The organism is Janthinobacterium sp. BHSEK (assembly GCF_056174685.1).
The window spans coordinates 339086-358811 of sequence record NZ_JBWBYV010000003.1 but is presented as its reverse complement, the minus strand read 5'-3'; the positions used below and the strand labels follow the sequence as shown (position 1 = coordinate 358811).

The following is a 19726-nucleotide window of genomic DNA, read 5'->3' as shown; positions in this document are numbered from 1 at the left end:
GGCCTGCCGCGCGTCCGCTTCGGCAAGTGCCCCCGGTCCCGCTTGCCAAATGATGGCGCAAAACGGCGCTCCCTGGCGCGAGGTCGGGTATAGCGTGATGGGGTCGTTGTCGCATTCGTCGGCGTCGCAGTTGTCGCCGGGCAAGCCCACATGGGCGTCGGGGGCAAGGCAATCGGCGACGAAGGCAGGCGCGGCGGTAGTGCCGGCCGCGACTGCATGCTGGAATGGGGAAGGGCTGGCGTAAGCCATGCTGGCGAACGCCTGGGGTAGGGCGATGAAAACAAAAAGGCAGAGCAGGACGAGAGCTCGTCTCATATACAGGCAGATAGTTCTGGAACCGTGGAGTATAGCACGGGCACATAACAGCCCGATGACAGGACTTGCGCAACTGACAAGCATGACGTAAATTGCGAGAGCAATAATTTCACGTGGCGGCGAAGACGCAGCGCGGGCACCGTGATCATTCTTGCGTTCGTATCGCATTGTGCTTGCGTATCTTTCATTGCGCTTGCGCATCTTTATAACGTAGTGCCACCAGGACTCCGACTTGAAACCAATTACCGCCCTCCTGCTTGCCGCCGGCATCCTCTCGCCGTCGTTCATCCTGGCCGCCACCCCGGTCGATGCCGCGCCGGCCCAGAAAACCGGCAAGCTTGCCGCCAGCCGCGCCGCCGCCGTCAAGGTCACCTCCGTCGAAGGCATCACCGAATACCGCCTGGCCAACGGCTTGCGCGTGCTGTTGTTCCCTGATGCCAGCAAGCCTACGCTTACCACCAACATCGTCTACCTGGTCGGCTCGCGCCATGAAAACTATGGCGAAACGGGCATGGCCCACTTGCTCGAGCACTTGCTGTTCAAGCCCAGCGCCAACTTCGGCGTCAAGAAGGGAACCAAGACCCCCGTCGAGATACTGAACTCGACGGGCGCGCAGTTCAACGGCACCACCTGGTACGACCGCACCAATTACTACGCCACCTTCCCCGCCAACGACGACAACCTGCGCCAGATGCTGGCCATGGAAGCGGACCGCATGGTCAACGCGGCCATCGACCAGAACGACCTGTGGAACCCGAAGACGCAAAAGGGCGAAATGACCGTCGTGCGCAACGAGTTCGAGATGGGCGAGAGCGACCCGATCGGCGTGACCAGCGAGCGCATCCAGGCCATCGCCTACGACTGGCATAACTACGGCAAGTCGACCATCGGCGCCCGTTCCGACATCGAACAGGTGAACATCCCCCGTTTGCGCGCCTTCTATCATAAATATTATCAGCCCGATAACGCCGTGCTGATGGTAGCGGGCCGCTTCGATGAAGCCAAGGTCCTGGCACAGATCAATGAGCTGTTCGGCAAGATACCGAAACCCACGCGCGTGATCGAACCGACCTACACGGCCGAACCGGTGCAGGATGGCGAGCGCGCCGTGACGGTGCGCCGCAGCGGCGGCACGCAGTTCGTCGGCGCCGGCTACCACGTGGCGCCGTCCGGCAACCCGGACGCCGTCGCCATCGAGGTGCTCGGTCACGTGCTGACGGACGCGCCGGCCGGCCGCTTGCACAAGGCGCTGGTGGAAACCAAGCTGGCCAGCAAGATCGAATACAACTCGGTGAGCAACCTGGAGCCGGGCTACAACCTGTTCGGCGCGCTGGTGCCCGTCGATGGCAACCTCGATGCGGCGCAGGCGGCCATGCTGAAAGTGCTGGAAGACTTGAAATCGCAGCCGATCACGGATGCGGAAGTGGCGCGCGTGAAACAGCAGCTGAACAAGCAGGTCGAGCTGATCACTTCGAACACGGCGCGCATGACGATCGCCCTGACGGAGTCCCTGGCGGCCGGCGACTGGCGCCTGTTCTTCCTGCAGCGCGACCAGCTCGACAAATTGACGACGGCGCAGGTGCAGGCAGCGGCCGAGAAATACCTGAAGAGCTCGAACCGCACCCTGGGCCGCTTCATCCCCACCGATGCGCCGGACCGCACGGTCGTGCCGGCCTACGCCGACGTGGCGCCGCAGCTGGCCGGCTACACGGGCCGCGCCGTGGTGGCGCAGGGCGAGGCGTTCGACCCCAGCCCCGACAATATCGAAGCGCGCACCACGCGCTTCACCTTGCCGAATGGCTTGAAGGGCGCCTTGCTGCCGAAGAAAACCAAGGGCAGCAACGTCAGCGTCGTATTGAAATTGCAGCTCGGCAGCGAAGAAAGCTTGCGCGGCAAGGCGCAAGTGGGCGGCTACACGGCCAATTTGTTATCGCGCGGCACGGATAAACTGTCGCGTCAGGAAGTGAAGGACAAGTTCGACCAGCTGGGCATGCAGGTGGCCATCACGGGCGGCGCCGAGGGCGTGACCGCCATGCTGACGGGCAAGCGCGAGAACTTGCCGGCCGCCATGGACCTGCTGGCGCAAGTGCTGCAAAAACCGGCCCTGAGCGAAACGGAATTCCTGGAATTGCAGCGCGAGCGCGTGGGCCGCGCGGAGCAGGAATTGCCTGAACCGCAGCCGCTGGCCGTGAACGCCTTCCGACGCCTGCTCGACGCCACGCCGGAAGGCCATGTGCGCCATGTGGCCACCTTGCCGGCCGAGCTGGCGCAATGGAAAGCCATCAAGGTTGCCGATGTGAAAGCCTTCCATGGCGCTTACTATGGCGCGGCGAACGCCACCTTTGCCGCCGTGGGCGACTTCGACCCGGCCGCGCTGAAGGCGCAAGTGGCCAGTCTGTACGGCAGCTGGAAGGCGCAGCAGCCGTATGTGCGCATCCCCGACGCCGTCAAGCCCGTCAGCGGCGAAAAAGTCACGCTGGAAACGCCGGACAAGGCCAACAGCGTGCTGTTCGCCGTCCAGCCGGTTCCCCTCAAGGATGACGCGGCCAGTTATCCGGCCTTGCTGATCGCCAATCACATGCTGGGCGGCGGTGCCTTGCGCAGCCGCCTGGCCGACCGCATCCGCCAGAAGGAAGGCCTGTCGTACGGCGTCGGCTCGCAAGTGTCCGTGCCGTCGCGCGAAGCGGCCGGCTACTGGATGGCCTACGCCATCAGCGCGCCGCAAAACACGGTCAAGGTGGAAGCGGCCCTGCGCGAGGAAATCGCCAAGGCGCTGGCCGACGGCTTTACACAAGAGGAACTGGCCGAGGCGAAGAAAGGCTGGCTGCAATCGCAGGAAGTGGGCCGCACGCAGGACAGCGGCCTGGCGCGCGAACTGGCCGGCTACCTTGCCGAAGACCGCACCATGGCCTATGACAAGGACCTGGAAGCCAAAGTGGCCGCCCTGACCCTGGCGCAAGTGAACCAGGGCCTGCGCGAATACCTGAAGCCAGCGGCCGTGTCGGTCGTGACGGCGGGCGACTTTGCCAAGGTGGCGAAAGAGGGCGAGAGCGGCGCCAAGGCAACGACGTCGAAATAAGCTACTTCAAAATAAGCTGCTTTAAATGAAAAAAACCCGTTGGCAAGTGACCGTGCCAGCGGGTTTTTTTACGATCTTGATTTTGATGTCAACGTCCCGACACCGAACAAAACCGTAGCGAGCGGAAGGGAGAGGTGGCCGAGAAGCGCAACCGTACTCTGGTACGGTGAGCATCGCCGGCCGCCTATACCGATGCGCAGTAGGTTTGGTTCGGTGTTACCCCCGTGGGGCTAGCTCTGCTACGTAGATTTCCACGCGGCGATTGCGTGCGCGTCCCGAGGCATCCGCATTCGAGGCGATCGGCTCGCGGGCGCCGCGGCCCTCCGTGACGACGCGCGTCGGCGAGACGCCGCGCATGGCAAGGTAGTCGCGCGTGTGGGCGGCGCGTTCCACCGACAGCGGTTCGTTGATGGAATCGCTGCCCGTGCTGTCCGTGTGGCCGATGATGCTGACCGTGGTGTTCGGGTTTTCATTCAGCGTGGCGGCGAAGCGGTCGAGGATGGGGCGGAAGTTGCCCTTGATGTCGGCGCGGTTGGTGTCGAAGGAAATGTCGCTCGGGATTTCCATTTTCAGGCGGTTATCGGCCGTCTGCGACACTTGCACACCGGTACCCTGTGTCGCCTGTTCCATGGCGCGCTTCTGGTTTTCCATGCGGTTCGACCAGATATTGCCGACCACGGCGCCAGCTGCGGCACCGATCAGGGCGCCGCCGGCCGTGCGGCCGCTGCTGCCGCCACCGGTGGTGCCGCCGATCAAGGCACCGAGGCCCGCGCCGATGCCGGCGCCCGTGGCCGTGCCACGTTGCGTCGAGGACATGTCCGCGCAGCCGGTGGCGGCCAGCGCGATCACCAGCATGCCGATCAGGGATGTGGCGCCAGGACCTTTTTTGAATGCTTGTTTCATGGATTTTCTCCTTGTTTTGTTATTGGGACATACCCAGGAATTACCTGCACACGTTACTGCAAAATGCCGCGGCGTGCCAGTGCGCGCATACGGACGCAAAAAGCGGCAAAAAGGCGGCGCCCGTTTGCACGCGCGCCGCCCTGTCTGGCTAGTGCGCCAGCCTCTATAAACCGCGCCCGCTGATCAGGCGCAGCAGGATCATGATGACCGCGACGACCAGCAGGATGTGGATGAAGCCGCCAATGGTATAAGAAGTTACCAGGCCCAGCAGCCAAAGAATAATGAGTACGACGGCGATTGTATACAGCATGATGTGTCCTCCGAGAGTAATGTGTGGATGACGGCGACTGCCTTGGCCTTGTGCTGTCATCGGTTTTTGTCATTGCGCGGCGACTTGGTCGCTGAGCGCTGATGCCATGACTTATTGTCTACTTTGTTTCTGAAACTTTCTGTACGGTGCCGTACACAAGCCTTATTTACCCAACTTATTTGCTTTATTGGGCCAGCTTATTTGGCCAGATTCTGTTCGCGCATCGGCCGGCGTTCCTGCTCGCCATCCATGCCCGGTATCCAGGCCAGCATGCCGGCCATGCCGACGGCGCCGGCCAGGCAGCTGACCATGCCGCCCGTCAGCAGCAGCATGACGCCAAACACGGGGGCGCTGCTGGCCGCGGGCGCCAGGTCCAGCGCGCAGAAGCCCAGCGCGGTAGCCAATATGCCGCCGCCGATAAAGCCGAGCCAGATCCGGTGGCTGCCTGTCTTGTCGTTTTCCATCGCATCTCCTTGAAGATATCCGTTGAACTTTCTTGAATGCATCATCTCGCGGGACGGCAAGCTCATCTGTACGCCAGCGAACATTGCCAAAAAGAAAACGCCCGGACAGGCCGGGCGTGTGTTTGATTTGCTGCGCTGGCGGGCGGCGCGCTGGCCGCCGAGAGCTTAGCCGATGGCGCGCAAGCCGCCGTTGACGACGCGCACGCGGTCGCCCTGGCGCCAGTTCGGCGCGGCGCTCTGGTGCACGGTGCGCGTCTTGCCGTTATCGAGGCGCACGACGATGTTGTAGCTGCGCGTGGCGCGCACGCTGCCTTCGATCTGGTTGCCGGCCACGGCGCCGCCAACGGCGCCCAGCACGGTGGCCAGCTGCTTGCCGTGGCCGCCGCCGACCTGGTTGCCCAGCAAACCGCCGACGACGGCGCCGCCGGCCGCGCCCACGCCGCTGCCTTCGGCGCGCGTATTGACTTCATGGATGGCTTCGATCACGCCGCAATTGCCGCACACCTGCGGCGCCGGCGCGGGGGCGGCCGCGTATTGCGGTTGCGGTTGGGGCTGTGGCTGGCGCACGGGCTGCTGCTGTGGCTGCTGTTGCTGCGGCGGCAGGGCGGCCAGCGGCTGTGCGGCGGCAGGCTGCAGGTTCGCTGGCGGCTGGTTCGCCTGCAGGCTGGCCATCTGCTCGGCGGAAGTGCTGGCCGCCAGCGGCTGGCTATCACCCTGCGACGAGGGCAGCCAGCCCATCAGGGCCGCCGTGCCCACGCCGCAAAACAGCAGGACGGCGACGGCGGCGGCAAGCACCAGCGGATGGAGGGATTTGGTGGTGGTGGTCATGGAGAGCTCCTTGGTTTTTATAAATAATGAAATGGGTAGTGCGTGTTATCCGTGCGATTCGCGTGTATTGCCAGTGTGCTGTGCCGCTTGCCTCGCTTCCGTGCGTCACCGTACATACAGGGATGGTATGGCACCGTAGGCTAGGTAAAAATTATGTCGAGTTGTAACGGCACCAAGGAAAAGCAATGCCACTAACGAACGCCAGCATGACCCTGTCCCGCGACGCAGGCCGATCCGGCCTGGGCACGCCTGCGGGCACGCTTGACGCGGGCAACCGTCTGCTGGCCAGCCTGCCCGAGCACGACTTGCGGCACCTGACGGCGCTGTTCGATACCGTCACGGTCGAGGTGGGCGAGGTGCTGTACGAGCCGGGCCAGCCTATCGGCCACATCTACTTCCCCGGCGACTGCCTGATCTCGCTGCTGGCCGTGGCGGAAGGCCGCATGACCCTGGAAGTGGGCTCCGTCGGCCGCGAAGGCGTGCTGGGCGCATCCGTCGCGCTGGGCCACGACCTGGCGCAAGTACGGGCGGTGGTGCAACGTTCCGGCACGGCCAGCCGCATCTCGCGGACCGATTTCTGCGCCGAGTTCGCTCAGCTCGAGTCCCTGCAGCGTTTGCTGTACCGCTACACGGACACCCTGCTGGCGCAAGCCATCCAGATTGCCGTGTGCAGCCGTTTCCACGTGCTCGAGGCGCGGCTGGCCCGGTCGCTGCTGATCACGCGCGACCGCCTGCAGTCCGAAAAATTTCACCTGACCCATGAATTCCTCGCCCACACCCTGGGGGTGCGGCGCGTCGGCGTGACCAAGGCGGCCAGCGCGCTGCAACAGCAAAAGCTGATTACTTACAGTCGCGGCAATATCGAAATCCTCGATTCGGCCGGCCTGGAAGCCGTTTCTTGCCGCTGCTACGAGCTGGTCAAGGATAGCGGCGCCATCGGCATGGCCAACGTCTTCGTTTAATTTCCTCAGAATAACTTTTCAATGTCGTCAACGGAAGCCGGACGCAAAAAAGCGGGGCAGGCGCCTGGGCGCCCACCCCGCTTTTCGGATGGCCGATTACTTCGGCTTGACCTGGTTGCCGATCACGCCGCCGACTGCGGCGCCGCCGACTGCGCCGACAGCGCTGCCGCCCGTCAGCACGGAACCGGCAACGGCACCGACGCCGGCGCCGATGGCCGTGTTCTTATCCTGGTTGGACATGTTGGCGCAAGCAGTCAAGCTCAGCAGCAGAGCGGCAACGGAAGTGGTAGCGGCGATTTTTTTAATGATTTGCATGATAGTTCTCCTATGAATTCGGACCTCGTGGCGCCGGCATGGTATGGGCCGGGGGACTTCGTATCGCCACGTCTTGGGTGTTTCAGGCACGATCACAGAATAGGATTGTGACAAGGCAGGGTCTGTTCGGCAACGCACATAGGGGTGTAACAATTGTAATCGTGCACGGCTGCCCTCTCTTCCCCTCTTGTTCAGCGGTGTTTGCGCGCCGTCTTGCCCGGCTTCGGCGCCACCGGTTTCACGCGCGCCTGGGCCAGCAGCGCCGCGCATTCGCTGTCTTCGACGGGGCCGGTATTGACCAGCGGCAGCAGTGCCGCCACGGGCGCCACCACGGCCAGCGCCAGGGCGCCGCCGGCGCGCAGGGCCAGCACGCCCTTGTCGACGCTTACGTCGGGCTTGCTGAAGGTGCCATGCACATACAGGGGCGAGCGCAGCGAAAAGACGCGCAAGCCCTTGCTGTCGGGCCGCAAGGTCAGGTCCAGCCGTTCATCGGCCAGGTTCACCGTGCCATCGATATGCAGGACGGCGTCATCCGTGTCGACGATGAACTGGCGCGTCTGCATCAATCCCTTGGTGACGGCGAAGTCGGCGGCCATGCAATTGAGCTTGACCTGCTTGTCACCGGCCAGCTTGGCCAGCACGACACTGCCGATATTCAAGCCCATTTCTTCCAGCAGCAGCTTGCTGATGCTGCCCCGGTTGATCAGCGCGCGCACTTCGCCGTTCGAGCTGCCCAGCAGGCTGGCGACGGAATTGCCCGTGGCCGACAGTGAAGCGTCGCCATTGATTTCGCCCACGCTCGCTTGCAGGGCTGGCAGGCGGGGGAACAGTTGCTGGATATGCAGATGGCGGGCGCTGGCCTTGAGTTCGGCGGCGATGCCGTTGGCGATGACCTTGCCGCTGCCGTCGAGCTTGATCTGCGAGCTCAGGGTGCCGCCCGCCACGTTGAAGTTGAGCGGCATCAGGGACAGCACGCCGTCCGTCAGCACCACGTGCGTGTCGAGCTTGCTGATCGGCAATTCGGCGTCGCGCGTGATCTTGTCGGCCGTGTAGCGCACGTCGGCGTCCAGGCTGGTCCAGCGCTCCGTCTTGAAGGTTTCCACCGGCAGCACGCGGCCGGCCGGCTGCGTCGACGGCACGCCACGCTCCTTCTTGCTGGCGCTGGAATCGGCGCCCACCAGCGGGCCCAGATCGGAAAATTGCAGCAGGCGCGAGTGGACTTCGCCCGTCAGGCGCTTGCGCGGCTTGCTGGCGGAAAAGGCCAGCTTGCCACTGATGTCGCTCGAACCCACCTTGCCGCTGAACTGGTCGTAGACCCACTCGCCGCCGCGCGGCGCCAGCGTGCCCGTCAAATGGCCTTCCGTGCTGAAATGCGGCGTTTCCGGCAGCAGCACGCCCGTCAAGGGGTACAGCCGGGCCATGCTGGGTCCCGAAATTTTCAGGCGCACATCGAGTGCGGCCAGGTTTGCCGGACGCGTCAGGGTGCCTTCGATGGCCACGCTGCTGCCGCCCGCGCGCATGTCGGCCTGGATGGGGAAGGGCGTGCCCTGCTGCTGCAGTGACAGCACGCCGCCCGCCTTGCCGCCGCCCTTGATGGTTTCGCCATGGTATTTGCCCGACAGCGTCCACGCGATGCCATAGCGCGTATCGCCGGTGATGGTGTCGACATCGGCGCGCATGGTCGTGCCCGTCACGTCATCGTCGAGCACCACCGTGCCTTTGCTGAAGACCACGCTTTGCAGTTCCAGCTGCCACGGCGATGGCTGCTCCTGCTTGTCGAAGGTCCAGTTGTTCTTGCCGTCCTTGTTGCGCAGCAAACGCACCTGCGGCGTGTCGAAGCGCAATTCCGGGATGACGATCTTTTTGTCCAGCAGGGCCAAAGGATTGAGAGAGAACGCCAGCTGGCTGACGCTGGCCAGCTGCGCCTGGTCACCCGTCCCGGCCATGGCACTCGGGTTGCCCAGGCACACGTCCTTGGCCTGCAAGTGCGGCCAAGGCAAATAGTCGCGCCAGCTTTGTTTGCCTCCAGTCGTGGGCTGCTGCCACGTCAGCGTCAGGTCGCCCGCGATGGCGAACGGTCTCCCCAGTGCTTCGCTGGCGCGCGCATTGAGCCAGGGCTTGGCGCGGTTCCAGTCCATGTTCAGCAGGACGATGGACGCCGTGACGGGCAGGGCGACGAGCACGGCGGCGCTGGCGAGGGCGATTTTCTGGCGGCGCGAGAGGGAGGTAAAGCGTGGCATGGGAGAGATTCTTTCTGGACAAGTATTCACGATGCTACAGGAATCGCTTCAAAGCCGGGCCCGTTTCTCGCTTTTGCGGTCCGGCACGTGCGCTGGCGCACGTTGCCGATGCAAGTATTGTCGATTTCCTACTCTATGTGCGGCACCGAACGGATATGCGGGAAGCTGGAGCCTATAACGTCATACATCAAACGCAGTTCCTGATTCCAGATGCACCGACGTTGATACCTACCGCTTAAACATTCTCCAGGAGAAAAAAAATGACAAACCGAGATTTCAAGATTTCCCCGCTGGCCGCCTTGGCCGCCTGCGCCACCGCCGTCGTCCTGATGACGGGCTGCTCCAGTCTGAAAACGCCAGCCACGGCCGATGTCGCCGTGTCGCGCGCCGCCGTCGATAACGCCGCCAGCGCCGGCGCCGCCGACCTGGCACCCGATGAAATGCGTTCGGCCCGCGAAAAAATGCGCATGGCTAACCAGGCCCTGAAAGACCGCGACTACAAGACGGCGCGCGAGCTGGCCGACCAGGCGCAAGCCGATGCCAAGCTGGCGCAAAGCAAGGCCAACTCGGCCAAGGCCACCAGCGCCGCCGATGAAATCAACGAGAACATCCGCGTCATGCGCGAAGAACTCGACCGTGCCAATCAGCAAGCCCCAAAACAATAACGAATAACAGGATCCCATCATGAAAAAAGCTACCTACACCACCATCCCCGGCCTGCTGGCCATGGCCGCCCTCGTTGCCGCCTGCAGCTCCGCACCGACCACCACCAGCCTGCTCGACCAGACGCGCGGCGACTACATGGCGGCGCAATCGAACCCGATGGTATCGACCTACGCGCCGCGCGAATTCCGCGAAGCGAGCGCTGCCCTGGAAGCGGCAAACGCAGCCGCCACGCGCCAGGAAGATAGCGAAAAAGTCGACAAGCTGGCCTACCTGGCCAAGCAAAAGATAGCCACGGCGCAAGAAGTCGCCAAGCAGAAGGCGGCCGAAGCCGATATCGCCAACGCCGGCAAGCAGCGCGACCAGCTGCGCCTCGATGCGCGCACGCAGCAGGCTGACCAGGCCACGGCCCGCGCCCAGGCGGCGCAAGCGGATGCGGAAGCGGCCAAGGCCCAGGCCCAAGCGGCCGAAGCATCGGCGCGCGATGCGCAAGCCCGCGCCGCCGGACTCGAAGCGCAGCTGGCTGACCTGGCCGCCAAGAAAACCGAACGCGGCATGGTGATCACCTTGGGCGACGTGCTGTTTGGCACGGACAAGGCAAACCTGACGGCCGATGGCGCGAATACGGCGCGCAAGCTGGCCGACGTGCTGAAAAACAACCCGCAACGCACCGTGCTGATCGAAGGCTTTACGGATAGCACGGGCGGCTCCGCGCACAACCTGGAATTGTCGCAACGCCGCGCCGAATCCGTGCGCAATGCGCTGCTGGAGCAAGGCATCAGCCGCGACCGCATCGCCACGAAAGGCTATGGCGCCGCCTATCCGGCCGCCGGCAACGATACGGCGGCGAACCGCCAGCTGAATCGCCGGGTGGAAATCGTCTTGTCGGAAGATAACACGGCCATTCCCGCCCGCCGTTAAAACACCAGGCCAAACTACGGTTTTGCCTAGTGTTTGATTTGTTAGTAGGCAGCACCGGCCGAAGGCTGGCCGGTGGATACCCATGCAAGACTTGAAAGGAAACATCATGACCCAAACATCTGTTGAGATTCCAGCTGGCATCGACACGGCCGCCATCCGCGCTGCCGCCCGCAACCTGGACGACGGCGCCGTGACGGCCGGCTATCAGGGCGACCGCCAGGAGTTGATCACCCTGTTGAATGGGGCGCTGGCAACCGAACTGGTGTGTATTGCGCGCTATAAACGCCATTACTACACCGTCAGCGGCCGCGACAATGGCACCATCAAGGCCGAGTTCCTCGAGCATGCGCAGCAGGAGCAGGAACACGCGGACTGGCTGGCCGAGCGCATCGTGCAATTGAATGGCAAGCCAGATTTTAATCCTGCAACATTGCTTGCACGCAGCCATGCCGAGTATGATGACTCCGAAGACGTGCAAAGCATGGTGCGTGCCAATCTGATCGCGGAACGGGTGGCGATCGAGTCGTATCGCCAGATGATCGTGAAAATCGGCGACAAAGACCCAACCACACGCCATTTGTTGATCAAGATCATGGCTGTCGAGGAAGAGCACGCCGATGATATGCGCGATCTAATGGAATAGTGTTTTTGAGTAAAGTAGGTATAGTAACTACATTCATCCACAGCTAAGGAGCTAAACCATGTTGGAAAACAATATCACCACCGTTAATAACGATGTCAAAACCCTGGTCAAGGATGCGCAAGCCCTGTTCAGTGCCGCTGCCGCCCTGACCGGCGAAAAAGCCGATGAAGTGCGCGTCAAGGGCATGAAAACCCTGGACGCCGCCCTGGCCAAGGCGCATGAAGCGCAAGCATCGGCCATCGTCGCGACCAAGCAGATGGCTGCCCAGGCTGACGGCTATGTCAAGGAAAACCCATGGCGCACGGTGGCCGTCGCCGCTGGCGTCGGCGTGCTGGTCGGCTTCATCCTGGGCCGCAAGTAATCCACTTCAGGAGCGATATGGACAAGTCTGCTTCGTCTCACCAGGGGCCGGGATTGATCGGCTCGGTCGCCGGCCTGGCCAAAAACGCCGTCGGACTGATGTTGTCGCGGCTGGAACTGGCCACCATCGAACTGTCGGAAGTGCGCAATCACATGTTGCAGCTGATTGTCATTTTCGCGTTGGCGACGGTGGCGGGCTTGTTCGCCATTGCTTACGGCAGCGTGCTGATCGTCTTCCTGGCCTGGGATAGCCTGGGTTGGAAGATTCTGGCGATCATGACGGTCGTGTTCGTACTGCTGGCCATCGCCCTGGTCATGTATGCGCGTGCCATGCTGCGTCAAGGAAAGCTGTCCATGCCGGCCACCATGGCGGAATTGAAGGCCGACCGCGACATGCTGATGTAAGCGGCATTACGAGGAGAATTCATGTCGGACAACGACAAACTGGCGGCGCAAGCCGCACGCAAGCGCCTGCTGATCGCCCAGGGCGAAATGTACCGCGTAGGCATCGTGCATGCGCGCGCCAACGTCGGTTATGCCTTGCGCCCCGAGTCGATGCTGCAGGGCGTGGTGGAAACGGCGGTCGGCTTTGCCGGCCACCGCGTCGAGTCCCTGCTGGCGCCGGGCGGCATGCGTTTGCAAGGCGCCATGCCCTACGTGCTGACGGCGCTATCGTTTATCGGACGCAAGAAGCTGGTCAAGCCGGCCCTGGTCCTCGTGGCCGTGGCCGCCGTGGCCGCCAGCTGGCTGCGCCGCAAGCGCTGAACGCCAGCCGCACAGGAACGCCGTCATTGACGGCGTTTTTTTTGCCCGTACCCAACGTCCGGCACGGGCAGGCGCAATCCCTTACAATGATTCACGCCGCATTTTGCGCGGCGCACAGAGGGGCCATCTTGATGACGAATTCGAAGACACCGATCAATCAGTTAAATCCCTCGCGCCTGCGCATCGTGCTGGTGCTGCAGGGCGGCGGCGCACTGGGTGCCTATCAGGCCGGCGTCTACCACGCGCTGCACGAACATGGCCTGGCGCCCGACTGGGTGGTGGGTACCTCGATCGGCGCCATCAATGCCGCCATTTTGGCCGGCAACAAGCACGAGGACAGGCTGGTGCGCCTGAAACAGTTCTGGCAGCGCGTGGCGCACCGCGACAGCATCGACATGAACCTCGTTTCGGACCGGCAGCGCCGCTCGAACATCTGGCTGGCCACGCTCGATACGGTGCTGCGCGGCGTGCCCGGCTTCTTCAAGCCGCGCGCCTTCAGTCTGTTTCCCGTCGGAATCGCCGTCAAGCCGGAAGAGGCCAGCTTCTATGACACCAGCGAGCTGGCCGATACCCTCGAGGAACTGGTCGATTTCGATTACCTGAACCAGCCCGGCGGCATGCGCCTGACGGTCAACGCCCTGCGCGTCAAATGTGGCAGCCTCACCAGTTTCGACAGCCAGCAGCAAGCCCTGACGGCGGACCATATCCGCGCCAGCGGCGCCCTGCCGCCCGGCTTTGCCGGCGTGCGCGTCGATGGCGATTTATATTGGGATGGCGGCCTGTACTCGAATACGCCGCTGGAAACCGTGCTCGACGACACGCCCCACGTTGACACCCTGGTCTTCATGGTGGACCTGTGGAGCTCGGAAGGGCCGGAACCGACCACCCTCGATGAGGTGCAGACGCGGCAAAAGGACGTCACCTTCGCGTCGCGCTCGAAGCGGCATATCGCCGATTATGTCAATACGCACACCTTGCAGCGCAAATTGCGCGAGCTGTACGCCGGCCTGCCCGACACCAAGCACAACCGCCAGCAGACGGAAGAGCTCGTAGCGCTGGGCTGCGACAGCACCATGCATATCGTGCGCCTGCCGTATGCGGGGCGCGACTGGCACATGGCGGCCAAGGATATCAATTTCTCCAAGGGCTCCATCGAGTGGCGCTGGGAGCAGGGCTACCAGGATGGCTTGCGCGCGATCAAGGCGGCCGGCTGGCTGGCCTTCGTCACGGAAGACACGCCGCTCGTGGTGCACGAGTTGCCGCCGTACGAACGCGACGCCGCCTGATCAGGCGTTGCCGGAAACGGCATATCACTGCGGATGGGCCGCTGCACGCAGTTTTTCCGCATTCGCCATGTCTTGCCGGTAAGTATCCTGCGCCTCCTTCAGGCAGGTGGCGCGCGTGGCGGATGGCTCCAGGCGGCACGCTTTTTTGGCCTCGGTCAGGGCGGCGGCGATTTCCTTGCGCAGGGTGCGCAGCTGGGCTTGCGCCGTGCTGTCTTCCTGGTACCAGCGTTGCGGGTCGCCCGGCTGCGGCGTGGCCGTCTGGGCCAGTGCCAGTGGTGCCACGCTGCAGGCGAACAGGGCGGCCAAGAGTGTGTTGTGGATAGTCATGATATTTCCTCCTTGAAATAGAAAAGGCGCCGAAGCGCCTTTTTTTACAACCTGCCCGTCAGTAATAGCAGGATCAGTATCACTACGACCAGGCCGGCGATGCCGCTGGGGCCGTAGCCCCAGTTGCGGCTATGCGGCCAGGTAGGCAGGACGCCGACCAGGGCCAGGATCAAGATGATCAGAATGATGGTGCCCATGGCAACTCCTTGTTATCGTACGACTCATGCGGATGGCGGATGCCTGCTGACAAGCTCCGCCGAAAATTAATAGCGGTAGACGCGGCCGTCGACGACGCGCACGCGATTACCTGGGCGCAAATCATTCGCGTTGTCCTGCACCACGGTGCGGTATTCGCCGTTGTCGAGACGCACGCTGATCTGGTAAGCCTGGGCTTGCTGTTTGCGGCCTTCCACCTGGTTACCGACCACGCCGCCGGCAACGGCGCCCGCCACGGTGGCGGCCGTGCGTCCGCTGCCTGAACCGATGGTATTGCCCAGCAGGGCGCCGGCGATGCCGCCGACCACGGCGCCGGCGCCGCTGGTTTGACCGCCACCCTGCACGATCTGGATGGAATCGACGGTGCCGTACATGGCGGACTCAGGCTGGTTGGCCGGGTAATACTGTTGTGACTGGGAAGGACCGGTGGCGCAACCGCTCAATACGGCGGTGGCGGCAAGCATCAGTGCAGCCAAGGTGGCGTTGGTTTTCATTTTATTCTCCTGACGAGGTGAGGGTGTAGTGCCATCTTAGTCATGCCCCCGTCCCCGGTCTGTACGCTGCCGCACGTACCTATTTGGTATCAAAACGGCACTTTTGGCTGGAACGATCCGCCAAAACGTTGTTATTTCTCCCTGTCTGCCTTCCGCTTTCAAAATAAATTACTTGTGTACGGCAGCGTACAGAAGAGTGGCCACGATCCACGTAAAACGGTAGTCATGCCAAGCAGACATGCTTGCTACCACCAGGGAGAAATACAACATGAACAAGAATAAGCTTTTCACCGCCATCGTCGTCAGCCTGGCATGCGCCGCCTGGGGCGGCCAGGCAGTGGCGGCCACGCCGGAAGCGAAAGCAGCCTACAAGGCGGCCAATGAACAGGCTGGCCTGAACTACAAGCTGGCGCATGCCGAGTGCGAAAAAATCACGGGCAACCCAAAGGATGTCTGCATCGCTGAAGCGAAGGCCGTGCGCGCCTACGATGAAGCCGTGGCGCAGGCGCAATACACGAATACCTTGCGTGCCTATACCAAGGCGCGCATCAAGATTGCCGATGCCAATTACGACGTCGATCTGGCCCGCTGCAATGCGCTGACGGGCAACGACAAGGATGTCTGCGTCAAGCTGGCCAAGTCCACCAAGGTGGCGGCCCTGGCCGACGCCAAGGCGGACAAGAAAGTCATCGAAGCGCGCAGCGATGCGCGTGAAGCAAAAAGAAAAGCCGAGTACAAGGTCGCGACAGAAAAATGCGATGCATTAGCCGGCGCAGCCAAGGATGACTGTATCAAGGCTGCAAAAACCCAGTTTGGCTACTGAACGCCCTCCGGCGCGCAGGCACCACGCTGGTATAAGAAGCTCATTGTGAGCACATTGATTGACCACTCCTAAGGAAAAAACCATGAAATTCACTAAATCTATCGCTACTGGCCTTTTCGTCGCTTCCCTGTTCGCCGTTGCAGGCTGCGCTTCGACCCCAACCAAGGAAGGCACGGGCGAGTACATCGACGACGCGGCCATCACCACCAAAGTGAAAGCCAGCATCTTCAACGAGCCGACCCTGAAATCGACGGAAATCAACGTTGAAACCTTCAAGGGCGTGGTTCAGCTGAGCGGCTTCGTGGCCCAGCCAGCCGATGCCGCCAAAGCGGGCGAAGTCGCTCGTGGCGTCAAGGGCGTGAAGTCGGTGAAAAACGACATCCGCGTCAAGTAATGGCCTGACCTGCCGCAGCGGCCAGCCCTACGGCTGGCACTGCGGCCCTCCACCGACCGTCGCGGGAATCGCATGCATATCCAGCCTACAGATACCCCGCCCGAGCCGGTGGCGGCTGCCTCCACCGAGCCTGCCGGGCCACCTCCCGGCGCGCCCGTCGAGCACCCGGACGCCTCGCTGCGTTTGCCGCTGCACGTCAACGCGCGCGGCATGGCCCTGGGCATCATCGCCACCGTCAGCTTCATCTATGCGCTGCAGTGGGCACAGAAATTCCTCATTCCCGTCATCTTCGGCATTTTCATTGCCTATACCCTCAATCCCGTCGTCGCCTGGCTGGAAAAGCTGCGCCTGCCGCGCGCCATCGGCGCCACGGCCGTCACGGCCCTGATACTGTTCGGTTCCATCGTCGTTGTCGAGCGCGTGCAGGGCGAATTCGAATCCATCGTGGAAGAGTTACCGGCCGCCACGCACAAGCTGTCGCGGCTGATCGCCGCCAATACGGGCGGCAAGAACAGTACCTTCCAGAAAATGCAGGCCGTGGCCAATGAAATCGAGCAAGTGGCCGCCGGCGCCGAAGCGCGCCGCAACAACCGCCGCGCCGCCGCCGCCGAGGCGCCCAACTTCAAGATCATGGACTGGGTCTGGGCCGGTTCGCTGGGCCTGGTGGGCTTTCTCAGCCAGGCCACCATGGTCATCTTCCTCGTGTTTTTCCTGCTGCTGTCGGGCGATACATTCAAACGCAAGCTCGTCAAGCTGACGGGACCGTCGTTAAGCCGCAAGAAGGTTACCGTGCACATCCTGGAAGACATCAATACCTCGATCCAGAATTATATGTTCATGCTGCTCGTCACGAATGTCTTGCTGGCCGTCCTGATGTGGATCGCCCTGCGCGTGATCGGCCTGGAAAACGCGGGCGCTTGGGCCATCGTGGCCGGTTTGCTGCACATCATGCCGTACTTCGGCCCCTTGCTCATCACCATCGCCACGGGCCTGGTCGCCTTCCTGCAGTTCGAATCGCTGGAAATGGTCTTGCTGGTGACGGGCACGTCGATGGCCATCGCCACCCTGGTGGGCACCTTCGTCACCACCTGGATGACGGGGCGCATCGCGCGCATGAATCCTACTGCCGTGTTCGTCAGCCTGCTGTTCTGGGACTGGCTGTGGGGCGTCTGGGGCTTGCTGCTGGGCGTGCCCATCATCGTCATGGTGAAGGTCGTCGCCGAGCGCGTGCAAGGCATGGAAGTGGTGGCGGAACTGCTGGGCGAATAGCTTGCGGCAAGGCCAAGAAAAACGGCGCCCTCGGGCGCCGTTGCTGCATCCGGAACGACACCTTACGACTGGTGGCGTTTCAGTATCTTCACTTGCACGTCGCCATCGTCCGTCTTCGGCATATCCTTCATGCTGCCCAGCTGCAGGGCGAACTGGCGCGTGAATTCGGCACCCAGGAAGAAGATTTGCGCCGAGTAATACACCCACAGCAGCAGGGCGACCAGCGAACCGGCGGCGCCATAGCTGCTGGCCACGCCGCTATTGCCGATATACACGCCAATCGCATATTTCCCCAGTGAAAACATGAAGGCCGTGCCCACGGCGCCGATCACCACGTCGCGCCAGGACAGGCGCACGCGCGGCAGCATCTTATAGATGACGGCAAACAGGCTGGCGATGACGGCAAAGCCGATCAGGTTCGACAGGATGGTAAACAGCACGGCCGTATCTTTCCACACGCCTTCCCAGAAGTTGGCGAGGATGGCCATGGCGGCGTTGACCACCAGCGACACCATCAGCAGGAAGGCCAGCACCAGCACCAGGCCGAAGGACAGCAAGCGCGTGCGCACCATATCCCAGGCACCGGCTTCCTTCAGCGGTGGTACTTGCCAGATTTCATCGAGGCTGGCCTTCAGTTCGGCAAACACGCTGGTGGCGCCAAACAGCAGCAGGGCGCTGGCGATGAGGGTGGCGATGCGGCCCTGTTCATGGTTTTTCGCGCCGGCCAGCACCAGTTGGATGGCTTCTGCGCCTTGCGTGCCCAGCAATCCTTGCAGTTGCCCCATCAGCTCGCCGCGCGCGGCGGCCGGGCCATAGAAAAAGCCGGCGATGGCGATCACCAGCACGAGGATGGGGGCGATGGAAAACAGGGTGTAATAGGCGAGGGCGGCGCCCTTGCTCGAAGCGCGGTGCTCCAGCCATTCGGTGACGGAGCAGACGATGACACTGCGCATCTGCCTGCTGAGCGGCGCCAGGCCGGCCAGCCTGGGATAGCGGGTAGAGAAATTCATGATGGCTTTCAATGCAAAAAAGGGGCGCGAGCCCCTTTTTCTATTCACAAGTGGCGTACCACTGTCGAGCTTACTGCACGCGGCGTTCGATGGTGATCTGTTCCACTTCAACGCGGCGGTTTGGTTCCAGGCACTTGATCAGGTCGGCACGTTTCTTGTTATCGCAGGTGACGACAGGATTGGTCGAGCCCTTGCCTTCGGCCGTCAGGCGGTTGGCGGCGACACCGTGGGCCACCAGGTATTCCTTGACTGCATCAGCGCGCTGCTGCGACAGTTTCAGGTTGTACTTGGGTGAACCGATGCGGTCGGCATAACCACTGATGACGACGTTGTTGACGTCCGGCGCTGCGTTCAGCACGCGGGCGATTTCGTCGAGCTTGGTCTGTGTCGGACCCAGCTTGGCGCTGTCGAACGCGAACAGTTCCGTTGCCGACATCGTCACTTTTTCAAAGCGTGCTGGCGGCGGTGGCGGTGGTGGCGGCGGCACGACGACGACGACTTCCTCGCGCACTGGCGGCGGCGGCGGTGGTGGTGGCGGCGCAGCCGGTTTGTCGAACGCGTAGTTCAGGCCCACGGTGACATAGTAGTTGTTGGATTTGCTGCTTGGATCGAAGGTATTGCCGCGCAGGAAACCGTGCACGTTGCGCACGTCAGCCTGCAGGGACAGCTGCTCCGTGATGCTGGACTGGAAACCCAGGCCCACGCTCGCGTATGGCGAGCTCTTCGTGCGTTCACCGAAGGCGAAGCTGGTGTCCTTGTCGCGCTGCATGCCGGCACCGACCAGCAGGAAAGGACGGAAGGCTTTACGCGAGAACATGTACAAGCCGTCTACGCCCAGCGTATTTTGCTGGTAGCGCTGACCGCCATCCTTGGAGCGGGCATACGTGGTGCCCAGCTGGATATCCCAGTCCTGGGAAACAGGCTTACCGAAACGCAAGCCTGCGCCATAGCCGGTTTTGTCCGTGGCGAAGTCGGAATCTGGCTTGAGTGCGTTGATGCTAGGTTGAATATACCAGGAGGGATTGATTTCCTGGGCCTGTGCGCCGAGGGCGGAGCACAGGACTGCGGCGGCAACGGCGATTTTTTTTAGATTATTCACAAGTAACTCCCAACGTTGATAAGAGATTTTCTCTACGGCA

The 19726-nt window shown here is 62.5% G+C and carries 24 protein-coding genes; 12 read left to right on the top strand and 12 right to left on the bottom strand.

Annotation, left to right across the window (positions count from 1 at the left end):
• On the bottom strand, positions 1-249 hold a 249-nt coding region (locus AC0V2Y_RS02270; RefSeq protein WP_475413719.1), incomplete at its 3' end, for a hypothetical protein.
• 298 nt (positions 250-547) lie between these two features.
• On the opposite strand from AC0V2Y_RS02270, the gene AC0V2Y_RS02265 reads away from it, so the two are divergent.
• Positions 548-3394 (top strand): M16 family metallopeptidase, encoded by a 2847-nt coding sequence (locus AC0V2Y_RS02265; RefSeq protein ID WP_475413718.1) that lies wholly within the window; start codon positions 548-550, stop codon positions 3392-3394.
• A 216-nt stretch (positions 3395-3610) separates the two neighbouring features.
• Here the strand turns inward: AC0V2Y_RS02265 and AC0V2Y_RS02260 are convergent, their stop codons facing one another.
• The 4 genes from AC0V2Y_RS02260 to AC0V2Y_RS02245 form a co-directional block, all read right to left on the bottom strand.
• Positions 3611-4249 carry a YiaD family glycine zipper/OmpA-like lipoprotein gene (locus tag AC0V2Y_RS02260; protein ID WP_430886693.1) on the bottom strand — a complete coding sequence of 213 codons (639 nt, stop codon included), beginning with the start codon at positions 4247-4249 and terminating at the stop codon, positions 3611-3613.
• A 211-nt stretch (positions 4250-4460) separates the two neighbouring features.
• Positions 4461-4607, bottom strand: coding sequence for a lmo0937 family membrane protein (locus AC0V2Y_RS02255; protein ID WP_121670992.1), 147 nt, complete (start codon positions 4605-4607; stop codon positions 4461-4463).
• Between the two features lie 197 nt (positions 4608-4804).
• Complete coding sequence (locus AC0V2Y_RS02250) at positions 4805-5071, bottom strand: hypothetical protein (RefSeq protein ID WP_475413717.1); 267 nt, start codon at positions 5069-5071, stop codon at positions 4805-4807.
• A 165-nt stretch (positions 5072-5236) separates the two neighbouring features.
• Complete coding sequence (locus tag AC0V2Y_RS02245) at positions 5237-5899, bottom strand: outer membrane lipoprotein (protein WP_475413716.1); 663 nt, start codon at positions 5897-5899, stop codon at positions 5237-5239.
• Between the two features lie 185 nt (positions 5900-6084).
• Between AC0V2Y_RS02245 and AC0V2Y_RS02240 the strand changes: the two genes are divergently transcribed.
• A complete protein-coding gene (locus tag AC0V2Y_RS02240; RefSeq protein WP_475413715.1) occupies positions 6085-6861 on the top strand; it encodes a Crp/Fnr family transcriptional regulator in 777 nt (258 codons plus the stop codon).
• 96 nt (positions 6862-6957) lie between these two features.
• On the opposite strand, the gene AC0V2Y_RS02235 is transcribed toward AC0V2Y_RS02240, so the two are convergent.
• Positions 6958-7176 (bottom strand): glycine zipper 2TM domain-containing protein, encoded by a 219-nt coding sequence (locus AC0V2Y_RS02235; protein ID WP_076570450.1) that lies wholly within the window; start codon positions 7174-7176, stop codon positions 6958-6960.
• A gap of 191 nt (positions 7177-7367) precedes the next feature.
• Positions 7368-9416: an AsmA family protein gene (locus tag AC0V2Y_RS02230; protein WP_475413714.1), complete on the bottom strand. Its 2049-nt coding sequence runs from the start codon at positions 9414-9416 to the stop codon at positions 7368-7370.
• A 260-nt stretch (positions 9417-9676) separates the two neighbouring features.
• On the opposite strand from AC0V2Y_RS02230, the gene AC0V2Y_RS02225 reads away from it, so the two are divergent.
• The 7 genes from AC0V2Y_RS02225 to AC0V2Y_RS02195 all read left to right on the top strand — a co-directional run bounded on the left by AC0V2Y_RS02225 (position 9677) and on the right by AC0V2Y_RS02195 (position 14054).
• Complete coding sequence (locus AC0V2Y_RS02225) at positions 9677-10081, top strand: DUF4398 domain-containing protein (RefSeq protein WP_046682424.1); 405 nt, start codon at positions 9677-9679, stop codon at positions 10079-10081.
• Positions 10082-10100: 19 nt separating this feature from the next.
• The gene (locus AC0V2Y_RS02220; RefSeq protein ID WP_475413713.1) at positions 10101-11000 is read left to right on the top strand and encodes an OmpA family protein; all 900 of its coding nucleotides are present in this window, start codon (positions 10101-10103) and stop codon (positions 10998-11000) included.
• An 82-nt stretch (positions 11001-11082) separates the two neighbouring features.
• On the top strand, positions 11083-11643 hold the full coding sequence (locus AC0V2Y_RS02215) for a ferritin-like domain-containing protein (RefSeq protein ID WP_475413712.1): 561 nt from the start codon (positions 11083-11085) through the stop codon (positions 11641-11643).
• Between the two features lie 58 nt (positions 11644-11701).
• Complete coding sequence (locus tag AC0V2Y_RS02210) at positions 11702-12004, top strand: ElaB/YgaM/YqjD family protein (RefSeq protein ID WP_035826246.1); 303 nt, start codon at positions 11702-11704, stop codon at positions 12002-12004.
• 17 nt (positions 12005-12021) lie between these two features.
• Complete coding sequence (locus tag AC0V2Y_RS02205) at positions 12022-12408, top strand: phage holin family protein (protein ID WP_034758936.1); 387 nt, start codon at positions 12022-12024, stop codon at positions 12406-12408.
• Positions 12409-12429: 21 nt separating this feature from the next.
• Positions 12430-12768, top strand: coding sequence for a hypothetical protein (locus tag AC0V2Y_RS02200; protein WP_034786335.1), 339 nt, complete (start codon positions 12430-12432; stop codon positions 12766-12768).
• Between the two features lie 131 nt (positions 12769-12899).
• Positions 12900-14054, top strand: coding sequence for a patatin-like phospholipase family protein (locus AC0V2Y_RS02195; RefSeq protein ID WP_475413711.1), 1155 nt, complete (start codon positions 12900-12902; stop codon positions 14052-14054).
• 24 nt (positions 14055-14078) lie between these two features.
• Here the strand turns inward: AC0V2Y_RS02195 and AC0V2Y_RS02190 are convergent, their stop codons facing one another.
• The 3 genes from AC0V2Y_RS02190 to AC0V2Y_RS02180 form a co-directional block, all read right to left on the bottom strand.
• Entirely contained in the window at positions 14079-14381 is a 303-nt protein-coding gene (locus AC0V2Y_RS02190) for a hypothetical protein (RefSeq protein WP_475413710.1), read from the bottom strand.
• Positions 14382-14425: 44 nt separating this feature from the next.
• Complete coding sequence (locus AC0V2Y_RS02185; RefSeq protein WP_010396415.1) at positions 14426-14578, bottom strand: DUF3309 family protein; 153 nt, start codon at positions 14576-14578, stop codon at positions 14426-14428.
• 66 nt (positions 14579-14644) lie between these two features.
• Positions 14645-15091, bottom strand: a complete 447-nt coding sequence (locus AC0V2Y_RS02180; RefSeq protein WP_034758920.1) for an outer membrane lipoprotein — start codon at positions 15089-15091, stop codon at positions 14645-14647.
• Positions 15092-15359: 268 nt separating this feature from the next.
• Here AC0V2Y_RS02180 and AC0V2Y_RS02175 point away from each other — a divergent pair, with 268 nt between their 5' ends.
• From AC0V2Y_RS02175 to AC0V2Y_RS02165, 3 genes are all read left to right on the top strand, one after another.
• Positions 15360-15914 (top strand): hypothetical protein, encoded by a 555-nt coding sequence (locus tag AC0V2Y_RS02175; RefSeq protein ID WP_071078642.1) that lies wholly within the window; start codon positions 15360-15362, stop codon positions 15912-15914.
• 82 nt (positions 15915-15996) lie between these two features.
• Positions 15997-16308, top strand: a complete 312-nt coding sequence (locus tag AC0V2Y_RS02170) for a BON domain-containing protein (RefSeq protein WP_034758914.1) — start codon at positions 15997-15999, stop codon at positions 16306-16308.
• Positions 16309-16380: 72 nt separating this feature from the next.
• The gene (locus AC0V2Y_RS02165; protein ID WP_475413709.1) at positions 16381-17577 is read left to right on the top strand and encodes an AI-2E family transporter; all 1197 of its coding nucleotides are present in this window, start codon (positions 16381-16383) and stop codon (positions 17575-17577) included.
• A gap of 62 nt (positions 17578-17639) precedes the next feature.
• On the opposite strand, the gene AC0V2Y_RS02160 is transcribed toward AC0V2Y_RS02165, so the two are convergent.
• Positions 17640-18587, bottom strand: coding sequence for a YihY/virulence factor BrkB family protein (locus AC0V2Y_RS02160; protein ID WP_475413708.1), 948 nt, complete (start codon positions 18585-18587; stop codon positions 17640-17642).
• Positions 18588-18657: 70 nt separating this feature from the next.
• Positions 18658-19686: an OmpA family protein gene (locus tag AC0V2Y_RS02155; protein ID WP_475413707.1), complete on the bottom strand. Its 1029-nt coding sequence runs from the start codon at positions 19684-19686 to the stop codon at positions 18658-18660.
• Between the last annotated feature and the right edge of the window lie 40 nt (positions 19687-19726).

Bases quoted from the DNA above. Each gene is read 5' to 3' on its own strand.
- AC0V2Y_RS02260 (WP_430886693.1), bottom strand. From the start codon at position 4,249: ATGCTGGTGATCGCGCTGGCCGCCACCGGCTGCGCGGACATGTCCTCG.
- AC0V2Y_RS02255 (WP_121670992.1), bottom strand. From the start codon at position 4,607: ATGCTGTATACAATCGCCGTCGTACTCATTATTCTTTGGCTGCTGGGC.
- AC0V2Y_RS02250 (WP_475413717.1), bottom strand. From the start codon at position 5,071: ATGGAAAACGACAAGACAGGCAGCCACCGGATCTGGCTCGGCTTTATC.
- AC0V2Y_RS02245 (WP_475413716.1), bottom strand. From the start codon at position 5,899: ATGACCACCACCACCAAATCCCTCCATCCGCTGGTGCTTGCCGCCGCC.
- AC0V2Y_RS02240 (WP_475413715.1), top strand. From the start codon at position 6,085: ATGCCACTAACGAACGCCAGCATGACCCTGTCCCGCGACGCAGGCCGA.
- AC0V2Y_RS02235 (WP_076570450.1), bottom strand. From the start codon at position 7,176: ATGCAAATCATTAAAAAAATCGCCGCTACCACTTCCGTTGCCGCTCTG.
- AC0V2Y_RS02230 (WP_475413714.1), bottom strand. From the start codon at position 9,416: ATGCCACGCTTTACCTCCCTCTCGCGCCGCCAGAAAATCGCCCTCGCC.
- AC0V2Y_RS02225 (WP_046682424.1), top strand. From the start codon at position 9,677: ATGACAAACCGAGATTTCAAGATTTCCCCGCTGGCCGCCTTGGCCGCC.
- AC0V2Y_RS02220 (WP_475413713.1), top strand. From the start codon at position 10,101: ATGAAAAAAGCTACCTACACCACCATCCCCGGCCTGCTGGCCATGGCC.
- AC0V2Y_RS02215 (WP_475413712.1), top strand. From the start codon at position 11,083: ATGCAAGACTTGAAAGGAAACATCATGACCCAAACATCTGTTGAGATT.
- AC0V2Y_RS02210 (WP_035826246.1), top strand. From the start codon at position 11,702: ATGTTGGAAAACAATATCACCACCGTTAATAACGATGTCAAAACCCTG.
- AC0V2Y_RS02205 (WP_034758936.1), top strand. From the start codon at position 12,022: ATGGACAAGTCTGCTTCGTCTCACCAGGGGCCGGGATTGATCGGCTCG.
- AC0V2Y_RS02200 (WP_034786335.1), top strand. From the start codon at position 12,430: ATGTCGGACAACGACAAACTGGCGGCGCAAGCCGCACGCAAGCGCCTG.
- AC0V2Y_RS02195 (WP_475413711.1), top strand. From the start codon at position 12,900: ATGACGAATTCGAAGACACCGATCAATCAGTTAAATCCCTCGCGCCTG.
- AC0V2Y_RS02190 (WP_475413710.1), bottom strand. From the start codon at position 14,381: ATGACTATCCACAACACACTCTTGGCCGCCCTGTTCGCCTGCAGCGTG.
- AC0V2Y_RS02185 (WP_010396415.1), bottom strand. From the start codon at position 14,578: ATGGGCACCATCATTCTGATCATCTTGATCCTGGCCCTGGTCGGCGTC.
- AC0V2Y_RS02180 (WP_034758920.1), bottom strand. From the start codon at position 15,091: ATGAAAACCAACGCCACCTTGGCTGCACTGATGCTTGCCGCCACCGCC.
- AC0V2Y_RS02175 (WP_071078642.1), top strand. From the start codon at position 15,360: ATGAACAAGAATAAGCTTTTCACCGCCATCGTCGTCAGCCTGGCATGC.
- AC0V2Y_RS02170 (WP_034758914.1), top strand. From the start codon at position 15,997: ATGAAATTCACTAAATCTATCGCTACTGGCCTTTTCGTCGCTTCCCTG.
- AC0V2Y_RS02165 (WP_475413709.1), top strand. From the start codon at position 16,381: ATGCATATCCAGCCTACAGATACCCCGCCCGAGCCGGTGGCGGCTGCC.
- AC0V2Y_RS02160 (WP_475413708.1), bottom strand. From the start codon at position 18,587: ATGAATTTCTCTACCCGCTATCCCAGGCTGGCCGGCCTGGCGCCGCTC.